The organism is Gracilibacillus ureilyticus (genome assembly GCF_900111195.1).
Taxonomy (GTDB): Bacteria; Bacillota; Bacilli; order Bacillales; family Amphibacillaceae; genus Gracilibacillus; species Gracilibacillus ureilyticus.
In genome coordinates, this window is record NZ_FOGL01000002.1 from 56,199 (window position 1) to 73,739 (window position 17,541).

A 17,541-nucleotide genomic window follows, 5' to 3' on the forward strand; every position below is an offset into this window, starting at 1 on the left:
GCCTACTTACTCAGGGTCAATATTATGGTTATGACAAAAACGATTCTGCGGGTCATACCTCTTTTTAATGGAGACGAGTTTTTCATAGTTATGGCGATATGCTTTTCTTGTAATCTCTTTATCCACTTTCACGCCATTTACATACGATGATTCATGGCTGGAAAATGGCAGTAACTTACTGTATATGGAATCCATCCATTCAGAACATTTAGCTGGATCGTCCGGGGATATTTCTCCATCAATTATTAGTAAATATCCTGCGTCCCTGATCGCAAATGCTGTATCTTGAGACGGTATCCGGTTCATTTGCCCGTGCAATGGCCATAATTGAACCATTACCATGGGAAGTTCTGCCTGCTCTATATCCTGCAGCAGGATATCAATGGTTTCGTCTGACAGATGTTTAAAAAATAGAGAGGTGCCGTCAAGCCTTGCATCGTCTGGAACCATCGGATCAAGTTTCTTTTGAAGCTCGGTATATGGCATTAAACCAGTATGGTCCATGATTGGTTCTGCAAGTGATAGAAGGGGGGCGATGATACCATCCTCTTCACCATTCATCTCGCCTGCATACATGCCTGTCAGTGTGATCACTCGCCTGTTATGAAGAAACTCCGGTAAAAAGGGGGCAGCAGGAAGCCTTACTATTGATAGATTGACAGATATGTCATCTGGTGCGGATTCCATATAATCCTGCAGCTCTTTCAAAATTTTCCTGCTATCTTTATAGTCATACATCACATCAATTGCCAAAACGTCTGGTCCTACAGAATGGAGTAGGAATTCAAAACTTGTAACGACACCAAAGTTACCGCCTCCCCCTCGGATCGCCCACAACAGATCCGGGTTCTCCTGCTCGTTAACTGTAATCAGCTCACCTTCTGCTGTTACCAGACGTGCCCCAACGATATTGTCACAGGTTAATCCGTATTTCCCTCTTAGATAGCCGAAACCCCCGCCGAGTGCAAGCCCGGCAATACCAGTTTGGGAAACGGTACCTGTTGGTGTTGCCAAACCGAATTTTTGGGTTTCCAAATCCACATCTGCCAGTGTTGCTCCACCTTCTACATATACTCTTCGATTTTTCTCATCAACCGTAACCTTTCTGAATTGGGACATGTCGATCATGACGCCATTATCACAGACAGCAGTGCCTGCAAGATGATGCCCGCCTCCTCGGATGGAGATTTCTAAATTGGCGTTGTTCGCATAATTTACTGCTGATATGACATCAGCCTCTGACTCGCATTCAAATATAGCAGCAGGGCGGCGGTCAACGTATTTATTCCATACTTTCCTTTTTTCATTGTATAGTTCATATCCTGGCAAAATAATCTGCCCGCTTACTTGTAATGGCGGGTTGTTTTCCATACTAATTCCTCCATTCATAAATAAATTGATCCCTGAGATCAGGGGAAATGGTGATGCTTATCTATTTCGGAATAATATTATAGTGAATATCATGTTTTAATCCGTTTAGTCCCTGTATAATATTATTTTTTAATGAATTATATTCCTGGCCATAGTAAGATGTAAGACTAGTATCCCCACTTACATGACGGTCAATTAAATGAACAAATTCCAGAATGTTATACTGAACTTCTGATGCAGAAATAATATATTCATAGTCCTCGTAAGCATCGATATAGTAAAATGCCCATTTGTTGTTATACAGCTCTTCAAACTCTGCCTGGAAGGAATCCCATTCGCTTTTAGCGGGATTTTTTCCGAAAGCTGTTATTCTTTCAAACATCGCTTCATATTCTCTGTAAAATTCCACTGCCTGAATCTGATGCTCTTTGTAGGCAACGCCATACTCATCCTCTTCATAACCTTTAGTAGGGAAGGTACGTATGGTAAACTGCATATCTTCTTTTGTTATGATTACTTCTTTAAATTCACTACGCCATTCCACTTCTGCTCCCAACGTCTCGGAAATGAACCGTACTGGAACCATCGTGGAACCCTGAAATATCATCACTTTTTCGGGGAGCTTCTTTTTTACCCCGTCTATTAGAGCAATATCGGAATCTATTTTTAAGACAATTGTATGGTTTTCATTAATGGCGGTAACTGTTCTTGTTTCTCCATCCCATTTAACGGTACTGTCAAATGCTTCAAAAATAGATCTCATTGGCAGGAATGCTGTCGATTTGAATAATAATCCATCTCTTATATACGTATCATCTGTTTGATCTACAGCAAAACTGCTTCCTGGAAAAAGAATAAATAAACAAGATATCAGCATGATGGCAGTCAGGAAAGTTCTCTTCATGCAAGGATCCTCCTCTTTAAATCAGGTTGAAAAAGGGACAGTAGCCGGATTGCTCCAGCTACTAATCTAAGGTTATTTATTATAGATTTTAGCTATTCTGTACTCCGCATCCCATTCCACAGTTCCGCCAAGTGCTTCACTGATAAATCTTAAGGGAACCATCGTACGGCCGTTTATTTTAATGGCAGGTGTCTTCAGCTTTTGCTTTTGGCCATTGACAAATGCCGTGTCAGAATCCACGGTCAGTTCTATCAGGTCACCGTCTTTTGTAGCGCGGATTTTTTCTGTTTTGGCCTCATACTTTACATCTGCGCCTATCGCTTCAAAAATTCCGCGTAATGGCACGAGAGCAGAACCGTTTAATGTAACAGCAGGCTGATCAAAATAGAAGAGTACATCATTTATCGTTACACGGACCGTTTTCTTCCCATCAAACAAATTCAAGCCGGGAATTTTATAAGGAGTTGCTTTATTGCCGGCGATCTGTGTTCTTCCCCAAGTATAGACAGACCCATCTGCCTTTAAAGCAACACTGTTATATTCCGAACTGGAAATGGCGATGATATCCGACAAGCCCTGGATCTTTCTAGGGGTAGCAACGTTTCCTTGACCACTGCCAAGTACATTATTATTATTTTCACCCCAGCCCCAGACCGTACCATCTTCTTTGAGGGCAATGGTATAATGTTTGTCTGCAGAGACGTCCACTACATTTGTTAAACCTTCCACAAGCTGTGGTTCTGTTTCAGTCTCTCCCGTATATCCGATTCCAAGCTGGCCAAGTCCGTTTTTCCCCAGCGTATATACCTGACCACTTTCATTAACATAGGCAAAATGTTCCCATCCAATAGAGAAAGCTTTGGCATCGTTTACTTCAGGAAGTTTATAAATTCCGTTGTTTGTTATATCTCCCCCTATGAGGCGTTTATATCCCCATAAATACAGCTCTCCATTTGTACTCATACCAGCTGCTGTATAATAGCTGACATCGACTGCTGCTATATTTTGCAAATCTAGCTGAATTGGTGAACTTGTTTGCAGAAATCACTCGGATTGAGCCAATCTGCCATAGGAATCACTCCGACCCCAGCCCCACACTGTACCATCATTTTTAACTGCAAAAGTAACATCATTATACCCATCGATTGATGCCACATTGTTTAGTGCGATCGAATGAAATTTCTGGGACTGTTCACTTTCATAAACAGGGACATTGGGTCCTAGGCCGCCTGTTTGATTACTGCCCCAGCCGAATACTTCCCCGTCATGTGTTAAGGCAATTTTATAACCTGCTGCATTTGCTACATCCTTTATTTCATCTAATCCGATATTGGCCGGGCCTTCTGACTTCGTCCAATAGAATAACTCGCCGGATTCAGTAATCGCATGACCGACTACATTATCATTTAAGGCAGAAACGTACTGGTTAGGGTTAAGTAACGTTTTTGCATCCGCGCTTTCTGCATTAACAACAAACAAACTTGTTGCAAGCATTGTTGCTGTTGCTCCTGCAGCTAATTTTTTTCTCCACTTCATAAAACCACTCCTGTATATTTTTTTATTAGATTTGATCAGGATCCCGCGTAGGAATCAACATGGTTTTATTGTATAATTCTATAAAAATGATTCCTATTATACCCTGGTATACTTTTTGAAAGTGGGCCATTCTGAAGGTGTATTCACTTTTTCGTGAAAAATACCGATAATGATACCATAAGGTTTCTGAATAGAACATAGAATTAAACTGATGAAAAAAGGCGGGAATGAAGTATGGCAAACGTAACGATGACAACATGCACTACCTGTAAGGGGAAGGGTGCTTTTACGGAAATACATGAAGATATCCACAGAAATCCGGCAGAGGAAACGTTTATTTGTTCGAGCTGTAATGGCGCGGGGTATGAATTTTTAACAGACGAAGAAATCGAATATCGTAAAGTGGCAAAGGAATTGCGTAACGAACAACGGAAAAATGAAAAAGGTATTCAAGTCGATTTGTCAGATTTATTTGAGTAGGAATAGGAATGAGAAAAGCTACCTGTCAACGAAGATAGGTAGCTTTTTTATGTTCTATCTTTCTTTTCCTTCACGATAGCCTGGTTTCTTAATGACTTTTCGAACAAACCAGACAGTTGCTGCTACAAATACCAGAGTGGTAATAACGAAAGCCGCCATTAGCAAAGTCCCCTCAAGGTTCGTGTTAATAAAAATATAAAGAAGGGTAATATATAGGAGCCAGAGCAGCCCCAGTTTTAAAGCATTGTTAACCTTTTTCGATTTGAACATTTAATCACCTTTACTGGAAGTTTTATAACCTTTCAAAGATTGTATTCTTATAGAAAGATTGCTGATAATAACATTCCCTTTTGATAGCTAACAAAACATTTCCAAATTCAAATTCCCGGTAGAAGAGTATAGTTTGATCTTTCTTATATAAACTAAGTTCACAACTGATTCTGAATGGATACAGGTTAATTAGGATCGTACTGGTTAATGTATACGAAGTCTCCTTTCCACTGTCTTCAAATCCGGGTCAGTCAGTAATAGCAGTGGCTGGTCTACACCGAAGACCCGGTTGATTTTATTTCCCTCTATTTCATAAAGCCCTGAGCAAGATTCTTAGGTTATCATCAAAAAAAGCGGAGGTTAGATTATGCACTCGAGCTACTTCCTTCAATCGGAAGACGGTCTTCAACTTTTTTATCAAACATGGGAACCTTCCAACCCCAGAGCTGTTATCATTGTAGTTCACGGTGCGGGTGAGCATTCCGGCAGGTATCAGACACTTAGTGAACAGTGCGTGAAGCAGGATATCGCAGTGGTAGCTCCGGATTTAAGAGGTTTTGGTCAATCGGACGGGATGCGGGGTCATGTTAATACTTTTCAGGAATATTTAGATGATCTACATAAACTGATGGATTGGGTATCCGTAAAATTCGCAGCACTTCCAGTTTTTCTATTTGGCCACAGCCTCGGTGGTTTAGTCGTTATCCGATACAGTCAGCTCCACGCTAATGAAACAAATGGCGTGATTTTATCAGCACCAGCCCTGGCATTAAGGTTTAAGATTCCTCTAATTGCCAGAAAAATGTTGCATCTATCCTCAAGAGTTGTACCGGCTTTATCTATTAATCCAATGAAATGGCAGTCACTTATCAGGAGGATGGGGCAGCTGGCACCATACCTTCCTCCCGAAAAAGCGCTTCGTCATGATCCATATATGACCGCGGAAATTACACCTAAATGGCTGGCTGAATTATTGCAAAATGGGATTAATGCCTTGGCGGAAGCTGCAACATTCCGTTATCCGGTGCTTTGTGTATACGATGAAAAGGATCCGATTGTGCAGCCGGCCATTATTCAGAGCTTTCTGGATAAGTTGGAGGTTGATAAAAAGCGACTGGCATTTAATGACGGCTTTCATCACATCTTGCATCCAAGTTATCACAAGACAACCATAGCAGATATTTTGCAATGGATGGATCAGCGGTTGTAGATAACCTTATGTAGAAAAATAGAAATTCTTTTTTGAGGTCAATTAAATAAGTAATTAATTATCAAATCCTTATAAATCCATAGTTTAAAAATTTTTGTTATTGCGTAATGAGAAGATATCAACTTAATCTATCATGTTAAAATAGGGTAGAGGTGATTAGCTATGTTTGTATTTCCCATGTTACTGAATAAAGAGGATAAACCATTTGATAACGAACAATTTATAACGGAATTAAAGTTGGATGGCATCCGTTTGATTCTTGCTAAATTTGATAATAAAGTAAAACTATATACACGCCACCGCAACGATGTCACCATGAAATTTCCGGAACTTCATAATATAGATATTCCAAATGGAACGATAATAGATGGAGAAATCATTGTACCTGGTCCGAATGGAAAGCCCGACTTTGAAGCGATGATGTCTCGATTCCATTCTAAAAACTCACTGCATTCTATTCAATATGCAGTATTTGATGTGATGTATTATAAAGGAGAGAAAGTTACTAGTCTGCCGCTTTATGAAAGAAAAGAATTACTATCTTCATTTTTACCTGTTTCTGAACATGTGATATCGGTTCAATGGATATATGGAAATGGTATAACATATTTCAATTTGGTTAAACAAAACGAGTTGGAGGGAATTGTTTTAAAAAAATCTGACTCTCCTTATCAGATTAATAAACGTTCTTCCCATTGGTTAAAAGTGATCAATTATCAATTTGAAGATGTTTCTATCATCGGGCTAAGAAAAAAAGAATTCGGATTATTATTAGGAAAATTAGATGGAAATAAAGTCGAGCCTGTTGGAATTATGGAATTCATGACTCCTGCAGCTAAAAAATTGCTATATAAAAATTATCCAAAGTGGGTAACGAAGGAAAATAAACAGTTTATTTATATTGATCCAGATAAAGTTAAATGCCAAGTGAAATTTAGAAATTATACAAAAAACGGTAAATTACACATCCCGTCATTTGTTAAATATGTATCTTGAGGAAGCGGACACTATATGTGATCCGCCTTTTCTGCTTTTTGTGTTAATACTTGTGTAACCAATGGCATCACTTACTCGGTATTGTAAATATCTTCCGCACTTCTTGTCATCAGTAAGAAAAGAAATTTAAAGAAGGGTTTTCAATTTAATTGTCGAAATATAATAATAGGACTGTTAATTGTTACTAATAATAGCTAGCATTCCCATTTTCGTCAAATCAAGTGACAATAAATATACGGAAGGTGATGAATTAATATGAAAAAAATATTTTTTAGAGTTATTCCAGCAGTTATCTTAGGATTTATGGTCTTGGTCTCTCTACCGAATGTATCACACGCTGAACATACTTCTGAAGTAGGAGCAAAGACACCTCCCCCTCCAGAAGATATTGATATAAAGGGAATATTTGATCCGGACCACGATTATCTATTGGATGGCACGAATCTATTAACAATTCATGACAAAGATAGTCTCCGTTTAGAAGGAACAACATACGCAGAGCAGCAAGTAGACACCATAGGAATAACTTTTTTTCTTCAAAAATGGGACGGTAAGTCATGGAAATATGTGGGGTCAGGTAATGAAGATAGTGACTCTAATAAAAAATTGTTTGATAATTCAATATTGCGGAGCGCAGAAAAAGGCTATTATTATAGGGTGAAAACTAGTCATTGGCTCTATCATAATGGAGTATATGAGCAAGGTGAAACATTTAGCGGTAATTTATTGATGAAATAGAAATAGCCAGGATAATACCTGGCTATTTTACATATTATTTGCGAAATGTATCAAATCTTCCTCTTCTAAATCTCCTAAAATATTTACATGTACATTACCTTTTAAGAATTCTAATTTTGAACTTCCATCACTTGAAGAAGTGAAATACCCCTTGCCATGTTCTAGAGATACTTCCGCTACATTCGCGTTATTAGCCCCTGAACCAACTGTACTATCATTTCCAAGAACGGTCATTGTTACCCATAAAGACTTTTCCCCCTTGGAAAACTCAAATCGCACCTTACTAGAGTTATCTTGCCCTTGCATTATATATAAATCGGCATTTTTAAATTCATAATCCTTTGGGATGTAACTAAAAGGTGTGAATATAAAGTCCAAATTATTTCCTATTTCTTCCAGATTGTCTGTAGATATGACTTTTTCTGTTATATCAGAATTATTATTTGTGTTTTCACCAGGCGGTGGAGGAGTTTTAACAGCAATCCCTGAATTTTCCTGGTTCTTAAAAATTATGGAAGTAATCTCTCCTGGCAATTCCCTTAATGATTGATAAAAAGGATAAAACGCTTTTGTATCACCTATATTAGTAAAAACTAATGCCCCTATAAACATAGAAATTAATACGACAGATACATTACGTAAAAGAGAGTTTCTGCGTCTTCTTTTTTCTATTGATTTTATTTGTTTTTTTACTTCCATCCAAGAATTATGATAATCTAAACCATCATCTTTAGAATCATTATGTATGAGATTTCCATACGATTCTTCAAATAAACTGTCAAATTCATCTTTTTTCATCGTTAAACCCCCATTTTGACATTTTCCCTTTAAGTGCTTTTCTTGCACGGTAAAGCCTTTGCTTAATAGCATTTTCCGTAGATTTGAATTCTTTCGCTATTTCTTTATTCGTTTTTCCGTCGATCCACTTTGTTTTTATCACATTTTGATATTCGGAATGGAGTTCAGACACAGATTGAGAAATGCCTTCTTCTAATTGTCTGAATACAACTTGATCTTCAATGGATTCGTCCATACCAATTGCTTTATTATTAATAACACTTTCAATATCGTCTTGGTTACTAATTTTTTTTGTTTCTTTAATATATTTAGCGTTAAATTTTTTGACACTACTCGTATCCAGCCTATTAATTGCTGTTCATTATCAATTGCTGGTGAATTGTAAATTGTCTTAATAAAAACTTCTTGTACGATATCTTCAGTTGTCGCATGATCATGGAGGATTTTTATAACAGTGCCATACACTAGTTTATAGAAATCGCGATAAACTTCTTCTTGTTGGGATTTATTCAAAGACGAAAATTCTTTGTGAATCAATAGATGAAGCTTTGTTTTCATATATTCTCCGCCCCTTTGAGGATTTATAAAGTATATCTAAAAAATATGTTAATTTATTCTTATACTAGCAAAATACTACAAATAATACTAGGTCACTCAGTTTAATGGTAGAGAAAAATAAAAAAATATAAAAATTTATTGTTACCAAATAGAAAATTAATTGTTATATAAGTAGAACGTAAAAAGCAAGGTTTTTATATGAAGATAATTGCTGGCATTTATAGAAGAGAAGTATCAAATATTTTTTTAAATTCAAATTACATAAGAGAATAGGAAAATTAAGGGGAGAAGATTGATGAACTAACAATAATATGGCCTAGAAATAAAATGCGGGAAAATTAAAATTAGTAAAGGTAGAGAAACTGAAAGTATTACTTCAAAATTATATAGAAGATATGAATGTGAAAATATAAAGAGGAGTAGTAGTTATGGTTAATTATTATATAAAAAAAGATATTTTATTTGTTGACCGTAATATATTTCAAAAAGGGTTATCATCAACAGCTATTGGACTGTTTTTGTCTCTAGCAGCTCAACCAGAGGAAGATTATTATCATATCCATCAAATAACTTCTCAAACTTATGATTTAAAAGAAATAAAAGCAGCAATAGATGAGTTGTCAAACAAAGGGTTAATCGAAAGAAAACGTAAAAGATACAAAGCGGTAAAGTAATTTAAATATTTGAAAAGTGTAATATCTATTCATAAAAGAGAAATGCATTCCAATATTTTCAAAAACAAAACGGGTAATTAGTACGTCATCGAGGAAGATCTAATAGAAATTCTTACTTTTTAAAACTCAGTACTTTCTAGTATATCCTTAAAAATACAATAGAATGTAAATAAAGCTAGATTGCTAGAAAAGGAACTTGTAGAAAAAATAAATTAAAAAATACCGTTACAACATGAAGCGTGGATTGTTATATAAGTAGAATGAACAAAAAGTTTTTATCACAACAAGCATCTCGGTATATGACAATAAAGGGATACTAATTTATCTCATCAAAAGGGGGGGATTATAATAGTTATTTCCAAAAAGATTGTTTGTTAAGTTTGTATCTGTAAGTCACACCTATCTCTAATTATCATACATTGTTTTGTTAGTTAAGGTAGTTATAGCAAGTTCTAATTCGGAAGGAGATTATAAAATGGTCAAGAAATCTATTATACTTTCTGTTATTTCGCTAATTGCAATGTTTCTTTTTGTTCCTAGTGTAGCTGCAGGAGACAAAGATGATGCAATTATGAAGAAATTTACTCAGTTAGGATTTAGTGAAGAAGAAATTGAAAACATGCCTCAAGAAGCTATAGACAGACTTGGTGGTTCAGAAGGTGAGCTAGTTAGTAGAAGTGAAAGATACTTTAAGGTCACAATAAACAAACTTACTAACGAAGTACAAGAAATGGTTGAATTTGATAAGGAAACTGCGTTACAAGAAAGCGCAAAGTTAAATGCTAAAGAGAAAGAACTTCAGGAAAAGATTAATAGATTAGAAATGCAAAAACAGGAGATTATAACTAAAAGTAAAGCGATAAATAATTCAGCTCATCAGGACGCTGAAAAGTCCTTAGATGAAATCGACAAACAATTAATTCAGTTACAATACGCAGAGCAAGAATATGAATCTAGTGGGTGGATTGGATTAACTGGATATGTATCACATATTAGTGGAGATGAATATGCATTTAAGAATTCATATGAGTGGTTAAACGGACCAGCTGTATTACTAAAGGATGTTATAGGTATATCACATAGTGAAGATTGGTCTATCATCCCAAATTCTTTAGTAGCGAAGGCAGAAATGGATATTTATTGGAATGGCTATAAAGATGACTATGGAGGTTGCGATTGTACATCAAGAAAGTCAATAGAAAATGATTATTATTATTCAACACCACATCAAGGGCCTAATGGTATGGCAGTCAATTTTAATTTACAACCTACTTGGGTTAATTCTAGGTATGAAGATGGAAGAAATTATGAAGGATATATCGCATATAGAGTTGATAAAGCAAATACGTCTGTTGTAGAGTCGAATATATACGGGTCATATAGTCATCAAATTGTTGTAGCTTCACCAAGTATAAGTATATACCCTGGAGGGATTGGTGTTACGCCTGCTTTATCGTATTCTGATGCTGACACTGTAAATGTCCAATTTGATGTCCAATGATTATATACCTCGAGGATTATATTTTCCATATACCTCGAGGGTATATTTTTTTGTTATAATGACTTTACGAGAATATCAGAAAGGAAGTTGGATTAATGATCGTTATATTAGCTTGGTTATTTCCTGTATTTTCAATATGCTTTATTCCTTCATTATTAATCTCTATTAAAAAGATCAATAAGGGCGAAAACTTTGCTTTATCGGGTACTTTTTGCACTATATGTTTCTTTGGCATCGTCATGACTTTGTATTTTATATAAGCAACCATCAAGAAAAATACATATATAGAATAAAATAAAATCGCATCAAATAAATTTATTATTCAGGAAAAAATTAGTTATTGATATATATATTTGTTATTATATATATTAAAAGTAACGATTCTTATTTAGAGAATTCTTTCTTTATTAAGCAACTTAATTTGCTGGTCCCTTAGGTTTATATTTTTAATATATAATAGCTAAAAGGGAGGATTAAGAAACTTTTTTATTAAATATTAATATATTTTTTCATCGCTGTTTTTTTCCACTGCAATACAGCATGCTCATCTTTCTCCATTTCCTTCGGTAAATAGATTTTTGTGGTCTCAATATTTTCATGTCCCAATGATCGCATAATCGTATAAACGTCAATTCCTTCTCGATAAGAAAGTATAGCAAAAGCATGACGGAACGTATGTGGTGTGATGGTTTTCTTTTCTAGCATTGGTAACTCCGTCCGCTTTATCACTTTATGCAAATACTGTGACAAATAAGACGGGCTATATGCATTCCCTCTAGAAGTAACAATTAGTGGCATATCTGCTGACGATTCATGAATTGGAGGCATGTTTCGACTGATACGAAGTCGGTTCATGCTTTGAATTACCTTATCACGCAGCGGCACAATCCGTTTCTTATTTCCCTTTCCGATAATATGTAAGTAATACCGCTGACGATCACGGTCATACTCGATGTCTCCAACTTTTGCTCGACAGAGTTCCTCATTACGCATTCCAGTAGTAACTAAAACATGAATGATACCAAAGATTGCTGGTGATCCACTTTTTCAGAGAAGAAATCTATCAATTCCATTACTTCATGCACTCCTAAGTCGCGACCGGGACGATCATCTGTACTTACTGTCGTTGTTTTCATAAATCGTGTAACATCATTATCCATATAATTTACTTCATATAGAAACCGAAGAAAATGCTTGATGATTCCATTTTTCCTTGCAATAGTAGCAGGGGGATATGACGAGTTTCCTCCTATTATTTATGGGTACTTTTCCACTAGCCATTATAAATTTTCAATAAAAAAGATTATATTAACCTTTTTAATGGTAACATTTCTTTCCTCTTGTAGTAATACTGAAGAAGCAGCTGAACAACTAAACGAGTTAACAAATAATGAGCGAACACCCAATCAATTGATTGAGACTGGAAAAACAGAAGAGCTCAAAGAAGCAGTAACAAAGTTTATCGTTGTTCAATCGGAGACCTTCCAGGTAAAGATAACTGGTGAGACACTAGGTACAATATATGGAAGTCTCTTTTTTATTCGGCATATCATAATGGCTGATTACTTGATTAAAAGTTGTAATGTATTAAAGAAGCTCCTATATGCCAGGAAATTACTCCTCTCTAAATCCTTATAAAACACACGTTATATCCCTTATGAACCACAAATCAGATCAAATATGATGCACTATTTAAATAAAACTCTGGAAATGTGTTGCACTTATTGATACAATGTAACATATATTTAATCGTAAATCTGTTAACTTGAAAGGAGCCCCCATTTTGAATACAAAATACTTAGATCTGTTATCCGAGAAATATGATAGTGAAGAAAAAGTCGTGACTGAAATCATCAATCTAGAAGCTATTCTCCATCTTCCAAAGGGTACGGAACACTTTGTTAGTGATCTGCATGGAGAATATCACGCATTTCAGCATGTGCTTCGGAATGGATCTGGTAAAGTAAAAGAGAAGATTAAAGATATATTTAAAGACACCATGACAGAACAGCAAATCAATGACTTTGCCACATTAGTTTATTATCCGGAAGACAAAATCAAACTAATGAAAAATAAATTTACCAATAAAGAAGAGCTTCACAAGTGGTATCTGCAAGTTATCTGTGACATGATCACACTAATTCCATATGCGTCGTCCAAGTATACCCGATCCAAACTGAGGAAAGCATTGCCTGAGCAATTTGTTTTTGTCATAGAAGAACTACTTTATAAATCAGATAAATACTCAAATAAAAAAACATACTACGAGCAAATCACTCAGCAGATTATTGCGCTTGGCCAATCTGATAAGCTGATAACAGGGCTTGCCTACACGATTCAGAGACTGATTGTTGATCATTTACATGTTGTTGGCGATATTTACGACCGAGGCCCCGATCCGGACAAAATCATGGACACTCTCATAAACTATCATTCTCTTGATATTCAGTGGGGGAATCATGATGTACTCTGGTTAGGAGCATTTGCAGGTTCAAAAGTATGTCTTGCCAATATCATCCGGATTTGTGCCCGTTACGATAACCTCGATATAATCGAAGATGTGTACGGGATCAATCTTCGTCCGCTGCTTACACTTGCGGAGAAATATTATGATGATAACACCTCGTTCCGTCCGAAGCAGCATAAAGACAAACCATTATCAGAACATGAAGCACTGCAAATCACGAAGATCCACCAGGCAATTGCGATCATTCAATTTAAATTGGAAAGCCCGATTATTAAACGGCGTGAATTTTTTAATATGGAAGATCGCTTAGTTTTGGAGCAGATTGATTATGAAAATCAGGAAATTATGATCTATGGCAAGACATACCCGTTAGAAAATATGTGTTTTGCTACAATTGATCCAGACGAGCCGGCAAAATTGCTTGCAGAAGAAGAAGAGGTCATCAATAAGCTGTTAGTCTCAGTGCAGCATTCGGAGAAGTTAGCTCGTCATATGAAATTTTTAATGAAAAAAGGCAGTCTTTATCTGCCGTACAATGGCAACCTTCTTATCCATGGCTGTATTCCGCTTAATGAAGATGGTGAGATGGAACAGATGGAGATTGAAGGCAAGGTGTACAAAGGTCGTGCATTGCTGGACCAGTTTGAAGCATACTTGCGTTATGCTTTTTCCCACCGTGATCAGACAGATGACCTGGCAACAGACATGGTGTGGTATTTATGGACAGGAGAGTATTCCTCTTTGTTCGGAAAACGTGCGATGACAACATTCGAACGGTATTTTATAAAAGATAAAGCATCACACAAAGAAGTGAAGAATCACTACTATTACTTAAGAGAAAATGAAGAGGTATGCCGCAGAATTCTTGAGGAATTTGATTTAGATCCTGATCAGGGTCATATTATCAATGGCCACACGCCAGTAAAAGAAATTGAAGGGGAGAATCCGATTAAAGCAAATGGCAAGATGATTGTTATTGATGGTGGTTTTTCCAAAGCATATCAATCAACAACAGGAATTGCGGGATATACCTTATTATATAATTCGTTTGGAATGCAGCTTGTTGCCCACCAGCACTTTAATTCAAAAGAAGAAGTAATCCATAATGGGGCAGACGTCCTTTCTGTGAGGCGGGTCGTAGATAAGGAGCTTGAGCGGAAAAAGGTTGGCGAAACGAATGTTGGGAAGGGACTGCAGGAAGAAATTACAATGCTGAAAAAACTGATGGAATACCGGTATATGCAGTAAGCTTTTTAGCAAGTTATCATGAAAAAAACCGAACTATAGCGAATGATTCCATTCAACTATAGTTCGGTACTCTTTTAGCTAAAGCTTATTTTTTGTTAAACAGTAAATCTAATGCTTTACTCCATGCTTGTTCCCATTCGTCAATCTGATCGAAAGTAATTGCAACTTCCTCTTCGTCATCAGATAAAACGGATGCTGGAAAACTTGCATTGGCATTCTTTTGTTTAATGGTGATGGTTGCATTTTGCTCTTTTAAATGAATGATCTGATCGTTTGTTAACACAATTTCAAGAGCTTGTTTGTAGCGGCTGATGTTAATTTCCAATACACCATTTTCTTGTACCTTTTCGATAATCTCATCATCGATCAATACTTTGTTATCGTTAATAGGCGGGTTTGCTATGACAACCTTTTTAGTTTTACCAGGCTTATCAGGTTTACCAGGTTTATTCGGTTTCCCTGGAGTTGGTTTTTCGGGCTGTTCTTCTTCATTTGATCCAACAAGTGTCAATTCACCAAATACAGAAGTGTCCTGGAAGCCGGCACCTGTCAGGTCATTCCATGTTGCGATGCTTTGGCGAGCCCCGTCTTTTCCGTCATTAATCTGCACATCAAAACCAATCTTCGCATTATTTTCTGGTGTAATGGTGCGGAAAGGAATCTTCACTTCCACAGTATATCCACCATCCGAAACTTTTGTTGCCGATTCAAAATTCTCTGCAATGCTTTCAGGATTAAAGGATGTTTCATTATCAAAATTCACCCGGTACTGACCATCGTCTTCCTCGTAATAAGCTGTCTTTCCATTATTCTCATCAACAAAAACTTCGACAGAATCCTGTTCCCAGCTGTTTGCACTGGATTTGTCCAGCGTATCATCACTTACCTGTACAAGCACATATAAATTTTCTTCATCCCAAAGTGCTTTGGCAACACCACTTGCGCCTTGCCATGCCATCTGATAGCGGTTAACAGGTAATTCAGCGGCATTATCCCAAACTTCATCAATCTGACCATCAATAACAGGAGTTCCATGGGATGCATTACCCTGATTCGCTTCTTCTTTCTCTACAGGTTCATATTCTGCAATGAATTTCTCTGGATCCATAATTGCATAATATGCCGGCTTTGCCTGCAGGTCTTCATCAAACAGCAGCGGGCTTTGGGCTGCGCGCCAGCTCGTGCTGTCATTTAATCCCCAGAATGTAACACGAGAGATGTGCTCTGCATGTTCCTTATATAATGAAAATAACTGTGCGTATAAATAGGCTTGTGCCTGTGCCTGTTGTTCCGTTAATTCATTATCACTTCCGGCAGTAACATCTAACTCTGTCACACCTACTTCTACACCAAGTGAGATGAATTTTTCCATAGAACGTCTTACGTTTTCAGGATTTGTATTCAAATTATAGTGTGCTTGCATACCAATCCCGTCAATCAGCAATTCACCATCATTTTCAGCTGCATAGTTTTCATTTATTTCTTTCACCATTTGATAAATAGCTTCTGCTTTGTTCTGGTTATCATCATTATAGTCATTGTAATACAGTTGGATATCCCAGCCGTTTTCGTCAATTACCTCTTTAGCCGCACGGTAGGCTTGTTCCAGATAATCAGGGCCGATTGCTTCCAACCAGCCGGATTGACGTAAAGACGCCTTCCAATCCGATGGGTTTGGCGGGTTATCATTCATTGCTTCATTGACTACATCCCATGAAATCACACTGTCACCGAAATGTTCAACCGTTGTTTTGACATGGTTTCTAAGATTCTCTAGTGCCTGTTCACGTGATAATGGATTGCCATTTTCATCTGTATGCAGTGCTTCCCGTGATTGCTGATGCCATACAAGCACATGTCCGTGAATAAGAAGTCCCTCATCTTTTGCTTTCTGAACAAGTGAATCTTCTGCGGTAAAGTCAAACTCGCCTTGTTCGTTATAAGCATATGCAGGCTTCATCGCGTTTTCCGCTGTGATAAGGTTATGGTGCATTTTTAATAATTCCAGTCGGTTTCCTTCAAATTCTGAGTCAGAAACAGCATTGCCGATAAGGAAATCATCCTGATAAATTTCTTTAATCGGCGTTAAGTCTTTTTCAATTTCCACAGCTCCTGAGTCCGTCGGCTCAAATGTAATATCATCAATATAGAAAGAAGCCGTGCTATTATTCGCACTTTCAACATAGATCGTTAAAAATTCATCACCAAGGCTGCTGTAACGGTATGTTCCTTCAAGCTGGACCCAGCCGTCTGATGTACTGACCGTTTTTTCCTGAAGATTATTATAGCTCGCATTATCGCCATTGCCGACTTGTGTAGATAACTGCAGCTGGGAACTTTCAGGGGAAATTAATTTTACCCAGGCAGAGATGTTGTATTCTTGTCCCTTTTCGATAAAACTTGCAACATTTAGTGTTGGGCCATGCCAATTTTCCGCTCTGTCCTCAACTTTCAAAGCATATGCACCCCCATCCGTATGATTTGCCTCATCTGTTACAGTGAGTGTCTCTGTCCCAGATCTTCCTTCAAACCCGCCAGTTGTCTGATCTTCGAAAGTAATTGGGTTAAATTCAGCTGCAGTCGGCCTTGTTTCTTCATCAACGGTAGCTGTTTCGGCTGATGTTGTAATCCATCCTGCAGGAAAAACAAGCATAATAATTAGTAAAACAGAAATCAATTTTCTAGAATTACGATACATTCAATCATTCCTCCATCCTTTAAAATATAAAACGCTTTCATAAACTTCACTTTAAAAGTGTAACGATTTGCAGCCAAAATTTTAACAGGGAA

The 17,541-nt window shown here is 36.9% G+C and carries 18 protein-coding genes; 8 read left to right on the forward strand and 10 right to left on the reverse strand.

The window, feature by feature from the left end; all coding sequences use genetic code 11:
* Positions 1–6: 6 nt before the first annotated feature.
* From BMW36_RS03290 to BMW36_RS03305, 4 genes are all read right to left on the reverse strand, one after another.
* Positions 7–1,371 (reverse strand): FAD-binding oxidoreductase, encoded by a 1,365-nt coding sequence (locus BMW36_RS03290; RefSeq protein ID WP_089739003.1) that lies wholly within the window; start codon positions 1,369–1,371, stop codon positions 7–9.
* A 61-nt stretch (positions 1,372–1,432) separates the two neighbouring features.
* Positions 1,433–2,275 carry a copper amine oxidase N-terminal domain-containing protein gene (locus tag BMW36_RS03295; protein ID WP_089739005.1) on the reverse strand — a complete coding sequence of 281 codons (843 nt, stop codon included), beginning with the start codon at positions 2,273–2,275 and terminating at the stop codon, positions 1,433–1,435.
* A gap of 72 nt (positions 2,276–2,347) precedes the next feature.
* Positions 2,348–3,286 carry a stalk domain-containing protein gene (locus tag BMW36_RS03300; protein WP_089739007.1) on the reverse strand — a complete coding sequence of 313 codons (939 nt, stop codon included), beginning with the start codon at positions 3,284–3,286 and terminating at the stop codon, positions 2,348–2,350.
* Between the two features lie 33 nt (positions 3,287–3,319).
* Positions 3,320–3,811 (reverse strand): RCC1 domain-containing protein, encoded by a 492-nt coding sequence (locus BMW36_RS03305; protein WP_089739009.1) that lies wholly within the window; start codon positions 3,809–3,811, stop codon positions 3,320–3,322.
* Positions 3,812–4,045: 234 nt separating this feature from the next.
* On the opposite strand from BMW36_RS03305, the gene BMW36_RS03310 reads away from it, so the two are divergent.
* The 4 genes from BMW36_RS03310 to BMW36_RS03330 all read left to right on the forward strand — a co-directional run bounded on the left by BMW36_RS03310 (position 4,046) and on the right by BMW36_RS03330 (position 7,505).
* A complete protein-coding gene (locus BMW36_RS03310) occupies positions 4,046–4,291 on the forward strand; it encodes a hypothetical protein (RefSeq protein ID WP_089739011.1) in 246 nt (81 codons plus the stop codon).
* A gap of 637 nt (positions 4,292–4,928) precedes the next feature.
* A complete protein-coding gene (locus BMW36_RS03320; RefSeq protein WP_089739015.1) occupies positions 4,929–5,771 on the forward strand; it encodes an alpha/beta hydrolase in 843 nt (280 codons plus the stop codon).
* Positions 5,772–5,933: 162 nt separating this feature from the next.
* Positions 5,934–6,767, forward strand: a complete 834-nt coding sequence (locus tag BMW36_RS03325; RefSeq protein WP_089739017.1) for an ATP-dependent DNA ligase — start codon at positions 5,934–5,936, stop codon at positions 6,765–6,767.
* Between the two features lie 255 nt (positions 6,768–7,022).
* Positions 7,023–7,505: a hypothetical protein gene (locus BMW36_RS03330; RefSeq protein WP_089739019.1), complete on the forward strand. Its 483-nt coding sequence runs from the start codon at positions 7,023–7,025 to the stop codon at positions 7,503–7,505.
* Positions 7,506–7,532: 27 nt separating this feature from the next.
* Here the strand turns inward: BMW36_RS03330 and BMW36_RS03335 are convergent, their stop codons facing one another.
* The 3 genes from BMW36_RS03335 to BMW36_RS03345 are packed head-to-tail and all read right to left on the reverse strand — an operon-like array spanning position 7,533 to position 8,861.
* Positions 7,533–8,303 carry a DUF4367 domain-containing protein gene (locus tag BMW36_RS03335; protein WP_175480338.1) on the reverse strand — a complete coding sequence of 257 codons (771 nt, stop codon included), beginning with the start codon at positions 8,301–8,303 and terminating at the stop codon, positions 7,533–7,535.
* Positions 8,290–8,607 carry an RNA polymerase sigma factor gene (locus BMW36_RS20255; RefSeq protein ID WP_342707246.1) on the reverse strand — a complete coding sequence of 106 codons (318 nt, stop codon included), beginning with the start codon at positions 8,605–8,607 and terminating at the stop codon, positions 8,290–8,292. Before BMW36_RS20255 ends, BMW36_RS03335 begins: the two co-directional genes overlap by 14 nt.
* Entirely contained in the window at positions 8,496–8,861 is a 366-nt protein-coding gene (locus BMW36_RS03345; RefSeq protein ID WP_089739026.1) for an RNA polymerase sigma factor, read from the reverse strand. Before BMW36_RS03345 ends, BMW36_RS20255 begins: the two co-directional genes overlap by 112 nt.
* 428 nt (positions 8,862–9,289) lie before the next feature.
* Here BMW36_RS03345 and BMW36_RS03350 point away from each other — a divergent pair, with 428 nt between their 5' ends.
* Together BMW36_RS03350 and BMW36_RS03355 are read left to right on the forward strand one after the other, a co-directional pair.
* On the forward strand, positions 9,290–9,535 hold the full coding sequence (locus BMW36_RS03350) for a hypothetical protein (protein WP_089739028.1): 246 nt from the start codon (positions 9,290–9,292) through the stop codon (positions 9,533–9,535).
* Positions 9,536–10,010: 475 nt separating this feature from the next.
* The gene (locus BMW36_RS03355; protein ID WP_089739030.1) at positions 10,011–11,036 is read left to right on the forward strand and encodes a BAR domain-containing protein; all 1,026 of its coding nucleotides are present in this window, start codon (positions 10,011–10,013) and stop codon (positions 11,034–11,036) included.
* Between the two features lie 489 nt (positions 11,037–11,525).
* On the opposite strand, the gene BMW36_RS03360 is transcribed toward BMW36_RS03355, so the two are convergent.
* Entirely contained in the window at positions 11,526–12,029 is a 504-nt protein-coding gene (locus tag BMW36_RS03360; protein ID WP_089739032.1) for a tyrosine-type recombinase/integrase, read from the reverse strand.
* A gap of 11 nt (positions 12,030–12,040) precedes the next feature.
* Positions 12,041–12,196: a hypothetical protein gene (locus BMW36_RS20260; protein WP_175480341.1), complete on the reverse strand. Its 156-nt coding sequence runs from the start codon at positions 12,194–12,196 to the stop codon at positions 12,041–12,043.
* Positions 12,197–12,233: 37 nt separating this feature from the next.
* Between BMW36_RS20260 and BMW36_RS03365 the strand changes: the two genes are divergently transcribed.
* The gene (locus tag BMW36_RS03365) at positions 12,234–12,674 is read left to right on the forward strand and encodes a hypothetical protein (RefSeq protein ID WP_089739034.1); all 441 of its coding nucleotides are present in this window, start codon (positions 12,234–12,236) and stop codon (positions 12,672–12,674) included.
* Between the two features lie 145 nt (positions 12,675–12,819).
* Positions 12,820–14,751: a fructose-1,6-bisphosphatase gene (locus BMW36_RS03370; protein WP_089739036.1), complete on the forward strand. Its 1,932-nt coding sequence runs from the start codon at positions 12,820–12,822 to the stop codon at positions 14,749–14,751.
* 85 nt (positions 14,752–14,836) lie between these two features.
* Here BMW36_RS03370 and BMW36_RS03375 read toward each other — a convergent pair whose 3' ends face one another.
* Positions 14,837–17,449, reverse strand: a complete 2,613-nt coding sequence (locus BMW36_RS03375) for an endo-1,4-beta-xylanase (RefSeq protein ID WP_089739038.1) — start codon at positions 17,447–17,449, stop codon at positions 14,837–14,839.
* Between the last annotated feature and the right edge of the window lie 92 nt (positions 17,450–17,541).

Coding starts and splice junctions, on each gene's coding strand:
- BMW36_RS03325 (WP_089739017.1), top strand. CDS start 5,934: ATGTTTGTATTTCCCATGTTACTGAATAAAGAGGATAAACCATTTGAT.
- BMW36_RS03355 (WP_089739030.1), top strand. CDS start 10,011: ATGGTCAAGAAATCTATTATACTTTCTGTTATTTCGCTAATTGCAATG.
- BMW36_RS03295 (WP_089739005.1), bottom strand. CDS start 2,275: ATGAAGAGAACTTTCCTGACTGCCATCATGCTGATATCTTGTTTATTT.
- BMW36_RS03365 (WP_089739034.1), top strand. CDS start 12,234: ATGATTCCATTTTTCCTTGCAATAGTAGCAGGGGGATATGACGAGTTT.
- BMW36_RS20260 (WP_175480341.1), bottom strand. CDS start 12,196: ATGGATAATGATGTTACACGATTTATGAAAACAACGACAGTAAGTACA.
- BMW36_RS03345 (WP_089739026.1), bottom strand. CDS start 8,861: ATGAAAACAAAGCTTCATCTATTGATTCACAAAGAATTTTCGTCTTTG.
- BMW36_RS03320 (WP_089739015.1), top strand. CDS start 4,929: ATGCACTCGAGCTACTTCCTTCAATCGGAAGACGGTCTTCAACTTTTT.
- BMW36_RS03335 (WP_175480338.1), bottom strand. CDS start 8,303: ATGAAAAAAGATGAATTTGACAGTTTATTTGAAGAATCGTATGGAAAT.
- BMW36_RS03305 (WP_089739009.1), bottom strand. CDS start 3,811: ATGAAGTGGAGAAAAAAATTAGCTGCAGGAGCAACAGCAACAATGCTT.
- BMW36_RS03350 (WP_089739028.1), top strand. CDS start 9,290: ATGGTTAATTATTATATAAAAAAAGATATTTTATTTGTTGACCGTAAT.
- BMW36_RS03330 (WP_089739019.1), top strand. CDS start 7,023: ATGAAAAAAATATTTTTTAGAGTTATTCCAGCAGTTATCTTAGGATTT.
- BMW36_RS03360 (WP_089739032.1), bottom strand. CDS start 12,029: ATGCGTAATGAGGAACTCTGTCGAGCAAAAGTTGGAGACATCGAGTAT.
- BMW36_RS03310 (WP_089739011.1), top strand. CDS start 4,046: ATGGCAAACGTAACGATGACAACATGCACTACCTGTAAGGGGAAGGGT.
- BMW36_RS03290 (WP_089739003.1), bottom strand. CDS start 1,371: ATGGAAAACAACCCGCCATTACAAGTAAGCGGGCAGATTATTTTGCCA.
- BMW36_RS03375 (WP_089739038.1), bottom strand. CDS start 17,449: ATGTATCGTAATTCTAGAAAATTGATTTCTGTTTTACTAATTATTATG.